Below are 13,925 nucleotides of genomic sequence, written 5' to 3'. Positions count from 1 at the left end.
GCCCCCGCTCCACCGGGGTGCGGCGGCGCGGGGGCACACGCCGAGCGCCTCCTTCCCGGTCAGCTCCGGAGGCCGCGCCAGGCGGTCGTGCCGCCGTCGACGGGGAAGATCCCGCCGGTGACGAACGAGGCATCGTCGGAGGCCAGGAAGCACACCACCTTGGCGACCTCGTCGACCCGCCCGAACCGGGGGATCAGATGCGCACCGGTCATCGAACGCAACTGCGCCTCGGGATCCTGTGCCGCGGCCAGGTGCGCCTGACTCATCGGCGTCTCGATCGACCCGGGACAGTAGGCGTTGCAGCGCACCTGAGGAGACAGGGCGATGGCGGTGGACCGGGTGAGCTGGATGACCGCGCCCTTGCTCGACGAGTAGGCCGGGGAGCCGTAGCCCGTCATGCCCGCGACCGACGCCGCGTTCACCACCGAGGGGCCGCGCCGCGAGGCCCGCAGGTGGGGCGCGGCGAACTTCGTGGCCAGCCAGACCGCCTTGACGTTGATGGCATAGACCCGGTCCCAGGCGTCCTCCGGCAACTCCTCCAGCGTCGGCGTGTCGGTGAACGTGGAGTCCAGCACGCCGGCGTTGTTGACCAGGGTGTCCAGTCCCCCTCCGGCCGCCGCGGCCTGCTCCACCATCGCGCGCACCTGGTCGGGGTCGGCCAGGTCGACGCGGATCGCCCGGGCCTCCGCACCGGCCTCGGCGACGGCCGCCGCGGTCCCGGCGGCCGCGGCCTCGTCGATGTCGGCGACGCTGACGTGGGCGGCGCCCCGCCGGGCCGCCTCCAGGGCGATCTCCCGCCCCATGCCGTTGCCCGCGCCGGTGACCAGGACCCGTTTGTCGGTCAGCATCCGGTTGCTTCCTCTCCAGACGTGTGTGGGGTGGAGTCCCGCCAGGTGACGAGCACGTCGAGCGCCTCGACGCATGATCCGGCGGCCCGCAGCGGGTTGATCTCCAGGGACTCCAGGTGGGGACCGAGCTCCTCGGCGAGCCGTCCCACGGCGGCGACCACCTCGGCCAGCGCGGCGACGTCGGCTCCGGGCCGGCCGCGGACGCCGCGCAGCAGCGCCGCGCCGCGCAGGCCCTCCAGCATCGACCGGGCGCGCTCGGGCGAGACCGGCAGCGGGGTGAGCGCGACGTCGTCGAGGACCTCCACGAGGACGCCGCCCAGGCCGACGGCGAGCATCAGGCCCCAGTCGGGGTCGCGGGTCACCCCGACGAGCAGTTCCAGGCCGTGTGCGCGCATCGGGGAGACCAGGACGCCGTCGAGCCGGGCGTCGGCGGCGTTCGCCCCGCACGCCTCGACGATCTGCGCATACGCCTCGGCCGCCGCCCGCGCGTCCACGCCCAGGCGGACGCCGCCCACGTCGCTCTTGTGCGCGATGTCGGCGGAGACGATCTTCATGGCCACCGGGACGCCGAACTCCCGTGCCGCGCGTTCGGCCTCCTCGGCGGAGCGCACGTGCCGTGCGGGCACCACGGGGATGCGCGCGTCCTCCAGCAGGGCGCGCGCGTCGGCCTCGGACAGGGGGACGGGGTCGACGTCGCGCGGGCGCACCCGGCCCGCCCCGCCCTCCTCGGCGAGCCGCTGCCGGTCGCCCGACCAGCGCGCCACCCGCGCCAGGGCGTCGATGCCCAACTGCAGGCCGGGCACGACGTGGGTCAGGCCGCCCCGGTCGAGGACGTCGCGGGCCCGCGCGCCGATCGGCTGGGTCACCTGGGTGAGGTAGATGACGGGCGCGGCGGAGCGGGCCGCGCCCGCGCCGATGGCGTCGACGTACTTCTGCCCGTAGAAGGGTGCGCCGTCCTCGCGCCACGGCAGGCTGTTGACGGCGAGCACCGCCCCGATTCCGGGGTCCTGTCCCACCGCGGCGACCGCCTCCTCCCAGAGGGAGGGGTCGAGGATGGCCGCCCCGGTGATGTCGAGCGGGTTCTGCACGTGCCCGTAGGAGGGCATGACCGCCCTGATGTGCTCGGCGGTGGCCGCCGACAGCTCCGGCAGCGCGGTCCCGGTGTCCTGGGCGAGGTCGGCGAGGATGTCGCAGGCCCCGCCGGAGATGGAGACCACGCCCACGCCGGGCCGGACGAGCGGACCGGTGTGGGCCGCGACCCCGGCGGTGACCAGCATCGACTCGATGGTGTCGACCCGGATGACGCCGTGGCGGGCAAAGACCGCGTCGATGACGCGGTCATCGCCGACCAGGGCTCCGGTGTGCGAGGCGGCGGCGCGGGCGGCCAGTTCGCTGCGGCCCGCCTTGAGCACGACGACGGCCTTGCCCGCCTCGGCCGCCCGGCGGGTCGCGGCGGCGAACACCTCCGGCTGGCGGATGCCCTCCATGAACACCGCGATGGCGCGGGTCTGCTCGTCGTCGACGAGGTAGTCGATCAGGTGCCCGACGGTGACCATCGCCTCGTTGCCGACGGTGATCACGTGGGACAGGCCCACCCCGGCCAGTGCCGCGAAGTCCTTCATCGCGCCGCAACTGGCGCCGCTCTGCGAGATGAGGGCGACGTTGCCGGGCACCTGCGGCTGGTCGGCGAGCACCATCGCGGGCACCCCGGCCGCGACGTTGGTGAACCCGAGGACGTTGGGTCCCAGCAGGAGCAGGTCGAGTTCGGCGGCGAGGTCGACCAGTTCCTCCTGGCGGCGCCGCCCCTCCTCGCCCGCCTCGGCGAAGCCGGAGCTGAGCACGAGCACGCCGCGCACCCCGGCCGCGGCGGCGTCGCGCAGGGCGTCGCCCACCGCGGCCGCGGGCACCATGACGAAGGCCAGGTCGACGGGGCGGCCGATGGCGCGGCAGCTTGGATGGGCGCGGCGGCCGTGGACCCGCTCGGCTCTGCGGTTGACCAGGTAGGTCACCGACTCGTGGCCGGCCGCCACCAGGTTGCGGTGCAGCAGCGCCGAGAAGGTCGACTTGTCGCTGGCGCCGACGAGCGCGAAGGAGCGCGGCTGGAAGAACTCCCGCAGCCGCTGGGGGGTCACCGTGGTTCTCATCGGTTGTCCGTTCCGATGCGTCGACCGGCTTCCAGCAGGGCGACGGGTTGTGCGTAGCGTCCCGAGGTGTAGGGGGAGGGCCGACTCGCCCCGGTCAGTCCGGCGTCCACCGGCAGCACGACGCCGGTGACGAACGCGGCGTCGTCGCTGGCCAGGTAGAGAGCGCCCGCGGCGACGTCGGCGGGCTGGATGGGACGCCCCATGAGGGCGGTGCGGCTCAGCGCCTCCTGGGTTCCGGCGATGTCGCCCGCGTCGTCGACGACGATCCCGGCGGTCATGGGCGAGACCACGGCCCCGGGGATGATCGTGTTGACCCGGATGCCGTGCTGGCGCAGCTCGGCCGCGACCGAGTTGGACAGGCCGATGACGCCGGCCTTGACCGCGCTGTAGATGTGCGGTCCGATCCCGCCCAGCACCCCGGCGGGGCTGGAGGTGGAGATGATGGCGCCGCTGCGCCGGGGTTTCATGACCCGGGCCGCGTGCTTCATCCCGCAGATGACGCCGCGCAGGTTCACCGCGATGGTGAGGTCGGCGTCGGACAGCCGGGTGGCGTCGATGGGGCCGAGCGCGCCCATGATCCCGGCGTTGTTGAACATCACGTCGAGTCGGCCGAAGCGGTCGACCGCGGTGTCGACGAGCGCGGCGACGTCCTCCTCGCGGCTGACGTCGGTGCGCACGAACAGCGCGCGCTCGCCCAGCTCCCCGGCCAGGGCCTGCCCGGCCTCGTCCTGGACGTCGGCGATCACGACGCTGGCGCCCTCGGCGTGGAAGCGTCGCGCGGTGGCCTCGCCGATGCCGCTGGCTCCGCCGGTGATCGCCGCGACGCGTCCTCTCAGGCGTTCGGTCATCGTCCTCTCCTTCCTGGTCGGTGCGCGTCAGGAGCCGACGGCGATGGACATGGTCTCCAGGTAGGCCCGGAATCCCTCGGGGCCCATCTCCCGGCCGACGCCGGACTGCTTGAAGCCGCCGAAGGGAGTGCCGAAGGCCTGGGGCCGGCCGTTGAGGCTGACCATTCCGGTGCGCATACGGCGGGCGACGGCCAGGGCGCGTCCGTCGTCGCCGCTCCACACCGAGCCGGACAGGCCGTAGACGGAGTCGTTGGCGATGGCGACGGCCTCCTCGTCGCTGCCGTAGTCGATGACGGCGAGCACGGGGCCGAAGATCTCCTCCTGGGCCACGCGCATCGAGTTGTGGACGTCGGAGAGCAGGGTGGGCGCGACGAACCAGCCGCCCGCCAGCTCCGACGGCAGGCGGGGGCGCTCTCCGCCGACGACGACGCGGGCGCCCTCGGAGCGTCCGGTGGCGATGTAGCCCTCGACGCGTTCCTGCTGGCGCCGGCTGACCATGGGGCCGATCATCGTGGCGGGGTCGGCGGGGTCGCCGACCCGCTGGTCGCTGATCGCGCGGGCGAACGCGTCGACGATCTCGTCCTTGCGGGAGCGGGGCACCAGCAGCCGGGTCTGGGCGATGCAGGCCTGGCCGTTGACCATGAACGCCATCGGCAGCAGGGCGGGAACGACCTTGTCGACGTCGGCGTCGTCGAGAATGATCGCGGCGGACTTGCCGCCGAGTTCCAGTGTGACCCGGGCGATCCGCTCGGCGCAGTCGGCCATGATCTTCCTGCCCGCGGCCGAGCTTCCGGTGAAGGCGACCTTGTCGACCTGGGGGTGGTTGACGAGGTAGGCGCCTTCGGCGCGGTCGGCGGGGACGATGTTGAGCACGCCGTCGGGCAGGCCCGCCTCGGTGAGGGCGTCGGCGAGGTTGTAGGCCGACAGCGGGGTCTCCGGCGGCTGCTTGAGGACGACCGAGCAGCCCGCGGCCAGGGCGGGGGCGACCTTCAGCGCGGGGGTGCTCAGCGGCCCGTTCCAGGGGGTGATGGCGGCGACGACACCGACGGGGACCTGGGTGACGATGCTGGTGTTGGCGCCGTCGCTGCGGTGCTCGTCGTAGCTGAAGTCCTTGGCCAGATCGGCGTAGTAGCGCAGGTGGCGGATGGGGTTGGGGACGTGGGCGCGCTCGCTGAACCAGATCGGGCAGCCGAGCTCGGAGGTGATGAGCCCGGCGAGTTCGGGGGCGCGCGCCTCCAGCAGGTCGGCGGCCCGGTGCAGGACCGCGGCACGCCGCTCGGGCGGGGTGTCGGCCCACACGCCGGAGTCGAAGCTGGCGCGGGCGGCGGCGACGGCGTCGTCGATGTCCGCGGTCGAGGCCAGGGCGGCGCTTCCGACGTAGGCGCCGGTGGCCGGGTTGCGCACCTCGACCCGCCGGGTTTCCCTGCTCCTGACCCAGCGTCCCCCGATGAACAGTTCCGGACGCTCCGTCAAAGACACGATGCTCTCACCCTCCATCGCCTGCGGTTTCTCCCACAAACGCCTATTTCATGATAATGAAGATGATGTTAATCATATAGTTGTGTGAGGTCAAACCCCTTGCGGGGCCGTTCGACCCCGCACCGGGCGCTGTTGCGGCGATCGGGCGCACCCGGCCCCGCCGCGCTCACCGAGACGAGGAGACCGACCCATGACCGCGACGAACCCGGAAGCCGTGGCGGCCCTGCTGCGCCGCGTCCAACGGCTGGAGGAGATGGAGACCGCGCGCAACCACCTGCACCGCTACGCCGCGGCCCTGGACGACCCCGTCCCCGAGGAGGTCGCGGCCCTGTTCACCGAGGACGGCGTGCTGCGCACGCGGCGGGGCGACGCCGCCGGGCGGCAGGGGATCGCGGAGTTCTACCGCAGGCTGCTGGAGATCGACCCCGCGGAGAAGCGCCACTTCATCGTCGCCCCCGAAACCACCTGGCTGGAGCCGGGCCTGGTGGAGATCGCCTCCTACTTCCTCTTCACCGGCCGCGGCGCCGACCGCTCGGCCATCGGCTGGGGCACCTACGTCGACCGCATCCGCGTCACGGGTGACGAGGCGCTGATCGCGGAGAAGACCATCACCATGCACGTCGGCACCGACCTGGGCACCGGCTGGGCCGCCTGAGCGCGCCCCGGGGTCCGGGGCGGCGGTGCGGCGCCGCCCCGGACCCGCCCTCCCGAAGGCCCGTCGCTCCCGGCCGGTCACAGCATCCGCCAGAGGCCGGCGATGCGCTCCTCGCACTCGGCGGCGATCTCCGCGACGATCCGGGCGGTGGGCCGCGGCTCCTCGAAGGAGCCCACGACCTGCCCGACGAAGAACGACTCCAGCTCCCGGGCGCCCTCCGCCCCCGCCTCGGCCGCCGCGTCGATGCGCTGCCAGGCGTCCTTGGCCAGCATCATCTGCAGCGGCATGCCCAGCGGCTCGGGGCTGCCGGGACGCTCCCACTCGTCGTGCCAGGCGCTGCGCAGTTGACGGGCGGGCTTGCCGGTGCGGGTGCGCGAACGCACCGTGTCGGTGCTGGCCGCGGTCTGGAACTTCCGCTTGACGTGCACCGGCGTGATGTCCTCGACGCTGTTCAGCCACACCGACCCGCACCACACGCCCGCCGCGCCCAGCGCCAGCGCCGCGGCCATCTGAGCGCCCGAGGCGATCCCGCCCGCCGCCAGCACCGGCGTGTCCCCGGCGATGTGGACGATCTCGGGGGTGAGCACCATGGTGGCGACGGTGCCGGTGTGCCCGCCCGCCTCCGTGCCCTGCGCGACCAGCAGGTCCACCCCGGCGTCGAGCTGCCTGAGCGCGTGTTCGGCCCTGCCGACCAGCGCGGCCACCGCGACTCCCGCCTTCCTGCCGCGCTCCACCAGTGACGGCGGCGGCGGTCCGAGCGCGTTGGCGACCAGGGAGATGTCGTGGGAGAACGCGACGTCCAGCAGCGCCTCCACCCCCGTCGGGGCGATGCCCTCGACCTGGTCGTCGGCCGCGCCGAACCCCCGGGACAGGTCGCCGGGGTCCACGCCGTAGCGCTCCAGCAGGCCCCGGACGAACTCGATGTGCTCGGCGGGGATCTGCGCGCGCAGGCTCGCCACGAGGTCGGCCGGGTCGCCGACCGTCGTCGTGGCGGGCACCAGCAGGTCCACGCCGTAGGGCCGCCCCTGCACCCGCTCCTCGATCCAGGTGAGCTGGACGTCCAACTCCTCGGGGCTGTAGGAGGTGGCGGCCAGCACCCCGAAGCCGCCCGCCCTGGTGACCTCGGCGACCACTCCCGGGGAGCGGTTGAACCCGACCAGGGGGACGTCGACGCCGAGCATGTCGGTCAGCGCGGTCCGCATCCGGCGCCCCTTCCGCGCGCCGCGCGCTCCTCGCGCGGCAGGCCCAGGCCGCGCGCGACGATCGCGCGCTGGATGTCGTTGGTGCCCCCTCCGATGACGAACATCGGCGAGGTGCGCAGCGCCCGCTCGAACACGCCGCCGCCGGGGGCGCGGGGCACGTCCGCGCCCAGCGCCGCGTCCGGGCCCAGCAGTTCCAGCACGCCCTGGCCGAAGTCCTCGGCGAGTTCGCCGCCGAGGACCCCGGCCATCGGGGCGGCCAGGTCCGAGCCCCCGCCCCCGGCCATGGCCCGCGTCGCCTCCAGCACGAGGGCGCGGGCGGCCTGGAGCCGGGCCGCCAGGGACTCCAGCCGCTCCCGCTTGCCCGAGCCGTCCGCCCCCAGCATCCGCTCGGGGTCGGTGCGCAGGTGCTCCAGCAGGTCGTCGAGCTGGCGCAGCAGTGTGGCGGCGACCCCGCCCATGACGACGCGCTCGGCCGCCAGGGCGTCGGTGATGACCCGCCAGCCGCCGTTGACCTCGCCCACGCGCGCGCTGTCGGGCACCCGCACGTCGTCGTAGAACACGGTGCAGGAGACCTCACCGGACAGCGCGGTGTGCCGCTGGACCGTGATGCCGGGGGTGTCCATCGGCACCAGGAAGATCGTGATGCCCGCGTGGCGGGGCACCGCGTCGGGATCGGTGCGCACCGCCAGCCACACGTGGCTGGCGGTGTGCGCCCTGGTGGTCCACGACTTCTGGCCGTTGACGACCCAGTGGTCGCCGTCGCGGACCGCCCCGGTGCGCAGGGACGCCAGGTCCGACCCCGCCTCCGGTTCGCTGTAGCCCAGGCAGAAGCGCATCTCGCCGCGTCGGATCAGCGGCAGGAACTCCGCCTTCTGCTCCGGGGTGCCGTGCTTCAGGATCGAGTGGCCCAGCAGCATCGCGGCGCTCATCGCGCGGTCGACCGGGCCGCGCGCGTACTTCATCTCCTCGTTGAGGACGGCCTGCTCGGCGACCCCGGCCTCCCGGCCGCCCTCCTCGACGGGCCAGCCGAGGCTGAACAGTCCGCGCTCGGCCATCGCCGCGCGCAGCCGCTCCCGGTCGTGGTCCTGACGGCCGTGTCCGTCGACGACGCGGTGCTCGGCGAGCAGCGCGCGGATGCGGGAGCGAAACTCCTCGGCGGCCTCGCCGAGGTGGAAGGACGGCAGCGAGCGGCCCTGCTCCACCAGTGCGCGGCTGACCCCGGTGGCGTGGCGGGCCGCCGCGCGCAGCCGCGCCACGTCGGCGTGCACCCGGCGGAACAGCCAGGCGGCCTCGTGCTCCTCGAAGAACCCGATCGCGCCCAGGGTGTGCTGCGCGCCGAACATGACCGACGTGGCCGTGTCGCCGACGTAGCGCACGGCCAGCGCCGCGGCCAGCGTCCACTCGCCGCTCTCCGCCAGGCCGTGGCCGACCGCGTCCTTGACGAGCGCCTCGGCCGCGCCGACCTCGATGTGGCAGGCGGCGACCCGCTGCTGCACCGCGCCGAAGCCGCCGATGACGCGGCCGAACTGCTCCCGCGTGGCGGCGTGGGCGACGGCCAGTTCGTGGCCGCGCCCGGCCGCGCCCAGCGCCCGCACCGCCAGTCCCAGGGTCCACACCGCCAGGGCGTCGTCGATCAGCGCGGCCTCGGCCCGCAGTTCGGTCTCCGGTTCGGCGACGCCCACCCGCGACCAGGCGGGCACCGCCAGTCCGGGGGTCGGCTCGACCCGGCTGATCGGTGCCAGCCGCACCCGCCCGCTGCCGGGGTGCACCAGCAGGACGTGGGTGGCGTGCGGGGCGGCCTCGCAGTGGTCGGCCGTGTCCGTGCCGGGGTCGTCGACGACCGCGACGACGGGGCGCAGCCGCCCGGAGGCGACCCGCTCGGCGTGGTCGGCGCCGAGCAGCAGCCCGGCGACGTAGGCGTCGACGACCGGCAGCGGGCAGGCCCGCCTGCCGAGTTCGCGGACCGCGGCGACCAGGAAGTCCAGGGCCCGCTCGGAGGCGAGCTCGAACCATCCCTGCGCGGCGGCGGTCTTCCACAGCCGGGCGAGGTCGCCGTCGGGCGCCGCGGTGGCGTCCCCCCACAGGTCGGCGAGGACGTCGGCGACGGTGCGGCCGAAGTCCTCCGCCTCAGCGCTGAATCCGGTAGACACGTGCCCTCTTTACTGAACGGTTGACGTACACAAAAACTGATAATGAACAGTAGTCGTTCAGTAAGTCAACCCGCGTCCCCCGGTGTGCGACCCTGGAGCGCATGGACACGCCCCCTCGCAAGGACCGCAGCGGACGCCCCCGCGACCCGGACGTGGACCGGCGGATCACCGCGGCCGCCCTCCAGGTGTTCGGCCGGCTCGGCTGGTCGGGCTTCAGCATGGAGGCCGTGGCACGCGCGGCCGGGGTCGGCAAGGCCTCGCTCTACCTGCGCTGGAGCAGCAAGGAGGAACTGCTGACCGAGGCGGTGGCCAGCCGTTTCGCGCCGATCGCCGAGATCGACAACGGCGACGTCCACACCGACCTGCTGGAGTTCGCCGACCTGCTGATGGAACTGTTCCACGGCCCCGACGGACTGGCGGCGCGGCGCATGGCGGTGGAGTCGCGCCTCACCCCGGGCATCGCCGAACGCTGGCAGCGGGTGCGCGAGTCGCAGATCCGGGCGTCGCGGGCGATCGTCAAGCGCGCCGTCGCCCGGGGCGAACTGAGCCCGCACACGCCGGTGTCCCTGCTGCTCGACGCCCTCCACGGCGCGGTGGTCAACCACTCGCTCGCCGCCCCCGAGCACATCCGGCAGCAGGCCGCGGCCCGCCGCCGCTACGCCCGGAGGCTGGTCGACTTCCTGCTCGCCTCACTGCGCGCGCACACCGCCGAGCGGCCCGGCCGTGCCTTGGAGGCGGATGTGGACAGCGTCACAATTCGATGATAATCAAAATATTTGAACTCATCGTATTGTCGGCGTTTCCAGGAGGCACTCCCCCCATGACGACACCAGGACGGTTGGCGGACAGGGTCGCGCTGATCACCGGCGCCGGGTCGGGCTTCGGCCGCGCCAGCGCGCTGCGCTTCGCCGCCGAGGGCGCCTCACTCGCCTGCGTCGACCTCGACGCCGACGCGGCCGGACGGGTCGCCGCGCAGATCACCGAGGCGGGCGGCGCCGCGATCGCCCTGGCCGCCGACGTCTCCTCCGCGGCCGACGCCGAGCGGATGACCGCCGACACCCTCGCCCGCTTCGGCCGCATCGACGTCGTCTTCGCCAACGCGGGCGTCTCCGGCTCCGGTGACGCCGCCGACACCACCGAGGAGGAGTGGGACCGGGTCATCGCCGTCAATCTCAAGGGCGTGTGGCTGACCTCCAGGTACGCGCTGCCGCACATGGTCGAGCGCGGACGGGGCGCCGTCATCAACCAGGCCAGCGTCGGCGGCCTCATCGGCATCCCCGGCATCTTCCCCTACGCCGCGGCCAAGGGCGGCGTCGTCTCCATCACCCGGCAGATGGCCGCCGCCTACGCCCCCGACAACATCCGCGTCAACGCGATCTGCCCGGGAGGCGTCTACACCCCGCTGGTGGAGCGGTCCCGCCGGAAACGCGGTCTCACCGCGGCCACCGTCGAGGAGGCCAACGCCGCCGCCGCACGCAACTACCCCCTGGGCCGCCTCGGCACGGTCGACGACATCGCCTCCCTGGCCCTCTTCCTCGCCAGTGACGAGGCCGACTGGATCACCGGCGGCGTCTACACCGTCGACGGCGGCCGCAGCGCGGTCGGCACACTGCCCGCCTGACGGCGCTGCGGCGCCCGCCACCGCGGCGACCGCGGGGGCGGAGGCGCCACAGGCGGTCCCGGCGCCCTCCCGCCGCACGCGGGCCCGGCAGCCTCTCAGTCGTTCCTCGCGCGGGCCCCGTCGAGGAACAGGTCGGCGACCAGTTCGGCGGTCGGCTCGCCCGCCGGCCGCATGTCGGAGACGCGGGCCAGGTGGAAGAAGGCGTTCATCAGGAACTCGGGGTCGGCCCCGGTCAGCTCCCCCGACTCCACCGCCTCCCTGAACAGCGGCACCACCGGTCGCAGCACCCCCTCGACGTACTCCTCGGAGACCGCGTCCCTGGTCTCCTCGTCGACGAACGGCAGCGCGTCGAACAGTCGCTGCTCGAAGGAGACCACCTCCCCCGAGGGGTCGGCCGCGGCGTCGGCGAGCCTGACGAGCCGGGCGCGCAGGTCCCCTCCCGCCGCGAGCGCGGCGGTGAGGCGGGCGCGCTGGGCCTGGACGAAGCCGCGCGTGACCGCCGCGTACAGTTCGTCCTTGCCCCTGGGGAAGTGGTGGTAGAGGGACGCCTTCCGGATCCCGGCCTCCTCGGCGACGGCCGTGAGGGAGATGCCGGGGTAGCCGTTGGCGGCCAACTGCTTCCGGAACGCCTCCATGATCCGATTCCTGGTGCCGGTGGTGGTCACCATGCCTCCCGAGGTGGTGGGGCGCGGCGGACAGCGCCCCGGGGCGGTCGGGTCCGGCCCCTCCGCCACGGATCCCGTTGGACCGCGGGCGTGGACCGAACCCGGGAACACCCTCACCCTACCTATCGGTAGGTAGGGGAGCAAACCGGTCCCGCCACAAGACGACCGGCCGGGAAGAGCGGCGGGCGGGGCCCGCGCCGACGCCCCGCCCGCCGCGGATCAGCCCTCCTCGCACCGCTCCAGCGCGGACAGCTCCTCCTCGGTCAGCAGCCGGGAGCGGATCAGGAACCGCACCCCCTCGGGCGCCTCCACCGAGAAGCCGCCGCCCCGCCCCGGAACCACGTCGATGGTCAGGTGGGTGTGCCGCCAGTAGGCGAACTGCGCCTTCGACATCCACACCGGGACCGGCCGCTCCAGTCCTCCGACCCGCAGGTCGCCCAGGTGCACGTCGGACGCGCCGATCCGGAACTCGCCCTCCGGGTAGCACATCGGCGAACTGCCGTCGCAGCAGCCGCCCGACTGGTGGAACATCAGCGGGCCGTGCCGCTCGGTGAGGCGGACCAGCAACTCGGCCGCCGCACCGGTCAGCGACACGCGCCCGACTCGGCCCGCGTCCACGGCTAGAACAGCCCCAGCGCGTTATCCGAGTAGCTGACCAGCAGGTTCTTGGTCTGCTGGTAGTGCTGCAGCATCATGTGGTGGTTCTCCCGGCCGATGCCCGACTGCTTGTAGCCCCCGAAGGCGGCGTGCGCCGGGTAGGCGTGGTAGTTGTTCACCCACACCCGGCCCGCCTGGATGTCGCGGCCCGCCCGGTAGGCGGTGGTGCCGCTGCGCGACCACACGCCCGCGCCCAGTCCGTACAGGGTGTCGTTGGCGATCGCGACGGCGTCGGCGTAGTCGTCGAACCGGGTCACCGAGACCACCGGGCCGAAGATCTCCTCCTGGAAGATCCGCATCCCGTTGTGGCCCTCGAAGACCGTCGGCGCCACGTAGTAGCCGCCCGCCAGGTCGCCCTCGTGCTCCAGGCGCTCCCCGCCCAGCAGGACCTTCGCGCCCTCCTGCCTGCCGATGTCGATGTAGGACAGGATCTTCTCCAACTGGTCGTTGCTGGCCTGCGCGCCGATCATCGTCTCGGTGTCCAGCGGGTTGCCCGTCCTGATCGCGCGGGTCCGCTCCACGGCGTCGGCGAGGAAGGCGTCGTAGATGTCGGCCTGGACCAGCGCCCGCGACGGGCAGGTGCACACCTCGCCGGAGTTCAGCGCGAACAGCGCGAAGCCCTCCAGCGCCTTGTCGTAGAACGCGTCCCGCTCGGCGGCCACGTCGGAGAAGAAGATGTTGGGGCTCTTGCCGCCCAGCTCCAGCGTCACCGGGATCAGGTTCTCGCTGGCGTACTGCATGATCAGCCGTCCCGTGGTGGTCTCGCCGGTGAAGGCGACCTTGCGGACCCGGCTGTGCTGCGCCAACGGCCTGCCCGCCTCCGCGCCGAAGCCGTTGACCACGTTGAGCACGCCCGCCGGGAGCAGGTCGGCGACCAGCTCCACCAGCAGGTGGATGGAGGCGGGGGTCTGCTCGGCCGGCTTGAGCACCACGGCGTTGCCCGCCGCCAGCGCCGGGGCGAGCTTCCACGCCGCCATGAGCAGCGGGAAGTTCCACGGGATGATCTGCCCGACCACGCCCAGCGGTTCGTTGAAGTGGTAGGCCACGGTGGTGTCGTCGATCTGGGAGGTGCGGCCCTCCTGGGCGCGGATCGCCCCCGCGAAGTAGCGGAAGTGGTCCACGACCAGCGGCAGGTCAGCGGCGAGGGTCTCGCGCACCGGCTTGCCGTTCTCCCAGGTCTCGGCGACCGCCAGCTTCTCCAGGCTGGCCTCGACCCGGTCGGCGATGCGGTTGAGGACGAGCGCGCGCTCCGCCGGGGAGGTGCGCCCCCACGCGGGCGCGGCCTTCTCGGCGGCGTCCACCGCCCGGTCCACGTCCTCGGCGGTGCTGCGGGCGACCTCGGTGAAGGGGCGCCCGGTGACGGGGGTGACGTTGGCGAAGTAGTCTCCCTTGACCGGGGGCACGTACTCGCCGCCGATGAAGTTGTCGTACCGGGACCGGTACTCGACGATGCTGCCGGTCGTGCCCGGCGCCGCGTAGACGGTCACTGCCGTTTCCCTCCTGCAGACACGGTTGGGGTGTGTGCTGCGCCACACTAGGAGCGGGAGCGTTGCAGTCTCGTTGCATCCGGCCCCGTCCCACCGGACGGACCGACGTGACCCAGATCACCGCGGAAGGACCGGCGGCGCGCCGCCGCGAACCGCGCGAGCAGGGCCC

Annotated in this window: 12 protein-coding genes; 3 read left to right on the top strand and 9 right to left on the bottom strand. The window is 73.5% G+C overall.

Going from position 1 to position 13,925, the window contains the following annotated elements; all coding sequences use genetic code 11:
* Window positions 1–59: 59 nt before the first annotated feature.
* Genes NI17_RS05675 through NI17_RS05660 form a run of 4 tightly spaced genes read right to left on the bottom strand, consistent with a single transcriptional unit; the run spans window position 60 to window position 5,337 of the window.
* Window positions 60–848 carry an SDR family NAD(P)-dependent oxidoreductase gene (locus NI17_RS05675; RefSeq protein ID WP_068692386.1) on the bottom strand — a complete coding sequence of 263 codons (789 nt, stop codon included), beginning with the start codon at window positions 846–848 and terminating at the stop codon, window positions 60–62.
* Entirely contained in the window at window positions 842–2,992 is a 2,151-nt protein-coding gene (locus NI17_RS05670; protein ID WP_068692385.1) for an acetate--CoA ligase family protein, read from the bottom strand. The genes NI17_RS05675 and NI17_RS05670 overlap by 7 nt, the downstream gene beginning before the upstream one ends.
* A complete protein-coding gene (locus NI17_RS05665; RefSeq protein WP_068692383.1) occupies window positions 2,989–3,840 on the bottom strand; it encodes a glucose 1-dehydrogenase in 852 nt (283 codons plus the stop codon). Before NI17_RS05665 ends, NI17_RS05670 begins: the two co-directional genes overlap by 4 nt.
* A 27-nt stretch (window positions 3,841–3,867) precedes the next feature.
* Window positions 3,868–5,337, bottom strand: a complete 1,470-nt coding sequence (locus NI17_RS05660) for an aldehyde dehydrogenase (RefSeq protein ID WP_068692382.1) — start codon at window positions 5,335–5,337, stop codon at window positions 3,868–3,870.
* A 172-nt stretch (window positions 5,338–5,509) separates the two neighbouring features.
* On the opposite strand from NI17_RS05660, the gene NI17_RS05655 reads away from it, so the two are divergent.
* Window positions 5,510–5,974, top strand: a complete 465-nt coding sequence (locus NI17_RS05655; protein ID WP_068692380.1) for a nuclear transport factor 2 family protein — start codon at window positions 5,510–5,512, stop codon at window positions 5,972–5,974.
* Window positions 5,975–6,051: 77 nt separating this feature from the next.
* Here the strand turns inward: NI17_RS05655 and NI17_RS05650 are convergent, their stop codons facing one another.
* The gene (locus NI17_RS05650) at window positions 6,052–7,176 is read right to left on the bottom strand and encodes a nitronate monooxygenase (RefSeq protein ID WP_119267764.1); all 1,125 of its coding nucleotides are present in this window, start codon (window positions 7,174–7,176) and stop codon (window positions 6,052–6,054) included.
* Window positions 7,161–9,326 carry an acyl-CoA dehydrogenase family protein gene (locus NI17_RS05645; RefSeq protein ID WP_119267763.1) on the bottom strand — a complete coding sequence of 722 codons (2,166 nt, stop codon included), beginning with the start codon at window positions 9,324–9,326 and terminating at the stop codon, window positions 7,161–7,163. The genes NI17_RS05650 and NI17_RS05645 overlap by 16 nt, the downstream gene beginning before the upstream one ends.
* A 101-nt stretch (window positions 9,327–9,427) precedes the next feature.
* Here NI17_RS05645 and NI17_RS05640 point away from each other — a divergent pair, with 101 nt between their 5' ends.
* Both NI17_RS05640 and NI17_RS05635 read left to right on the top strand, forming a co-directional pair.
* A complete protein-coding gene (locus tag NI17_RS05640) occupies window positions 9,428–10,090 on the top strand; it encodes a TetR/AcrR family transcriptional regulator (RefSeq protein WP_068692370.1) in 663 nt (220 codons plus the stop codon).
* 56 nt (window positions 10,091–10,146) lie between these two features.
* A complete protein-coding gene (locus NI17_RS05635; RefSeq protein WP_068692368.1) occupies window positions 10,147–10,947 on the top strand; it encodes an SDR family NAD(P)-dependent oxidoreductase in 801 nt (266 codons plus the stop codon).
* A gap of 95 nt (window positions 10,948–11,042) precedes the next feature.
* Here NI17_RS05635 and NI17_RS05630 read toward each other — a convergent pair whose 3' ends face one another.
* The 3 genes from NI17_RS05630 to exaC form a co-directional block, all read right to left on the bottom strand.
* Entirely contained in the window at window positions 11,043–11,615 is a 573-nt protein-coding gene (locus tag NI17_RS05630) for a TetR/AcrR family transcriptional regulator (RefSeq protein WP_068692366.1), read from the bottom strand.
* A gap of 216 nt (window positions 11,616–11,831) precedes the next feature.
* Complete coding sequence (locus NI17_RS05625; RefSeq protein ID WP_084012690.1) at window positions 11,832–12,206, bottom strand: DUF779 domain-containing protein; 375 nt, start codon at window positions 12,204–12,206, stop codon at window positions 11,832–11,834.
* A 26-nt stretch (window positions 12,207–12,232) separates the two neighbouring features.
* Window positions 12,233–13,756, bottom strand: coding sequence for an acetaldehyde dehydrogenase ExaC (exaC, locus tag NI17_RS05620; protein ID WP_068692362.1), 1,524 nt, complete (start codon window positions 13,754–13,756; stop codon window positions 12,233–12,235).
* Window positions 13,757–13,925: the final 169 nt, after the last annotated feature.

It is taken from the genome of Thermobifida halotolerans, from assembly GCF_003574835.2.
Classification (GTDB): domain Bacteria; phylum Actinomycetota; class Actinomycetes; order Streptosporangiales; family Streptosporangiaceae; genus Thermobifida; species Thermobifida halotolerans.
Note: the sequence above shows the minus strand (reverse complement) of the source record. Positions and strands in the feature narration are given on the sequence as shown.

What these genes read in the sequence shown, in the direction of transcription:
- NI17_RS05665 (WP_068692383.1), bottom strand. Translation starts at nt 3,840, where the DNA reads ATGACCGAACGCCTGAGAGGACGCGTCGCGGCGATCACCGGCGGAGCC.
- NI17_RS05630 (WP_068692366.1), bottom strand. Translation starts at nt 11,615, where the DNA reads ATGGTGACCACCACCGGCACCAGGAATCGGATCATGGAGGCGTTCCGG.
- NI17_RS05670 (WP_068692385.1), bottom strand. Translation starts at nt 2,992, where the DNA reads ATGAGAACCACGGTGACCCCCCAGCGGCTGCGGGAGTTCTTCCAGCCG.
- NI17_RS05635 (WP_068692368.1), top strand. Translation starts at nt 10,147, where the DNA reads ATGACGACACCAGGACGGTTGGCGGACAGGGTCGCGCTGATCACCGGC.
- NI17_RS05660 (WP_068692382.1), bottom strand. Translation starts at nt 5,337, where the DNA reads ATGGAGGGTGAGAGCATCGTGTCTTTGACGGAGCGTCCGGAACTGTTC.
- NI17_RS05655 (WP_068692380.1), top strand. Translation starts at nt 5,510, where the DNA reads ATGACCGCGACGAACCCGGAAGCCGTGGCGGCCCTGCTGCGCCGCGTC.
- NI17_RS05650 (WP_119267764.1), bottom strand. Translation starts at nt 7,176, where the DNA reads ATGCGGACCGCGCTGACCGACATGCTCGGCGTCGACGTCCCCCTGGTC.
- NI17_RS05675 (WP_068692386.1), bottom strand. Translation starts at nt 848, where the DNA reads ATGCTGACCGACAAACGGGTCCTGGTCACCGGCGCGGGCAACGGCATG.
- NI17_RS05640 (WP_068692370.1), top strand. Translation starts at nt 9,428, where the DNA reads ATGGACACGCCCCCTCGCAAGGACCGCAGCGGACGCCCCCGCGACCCG.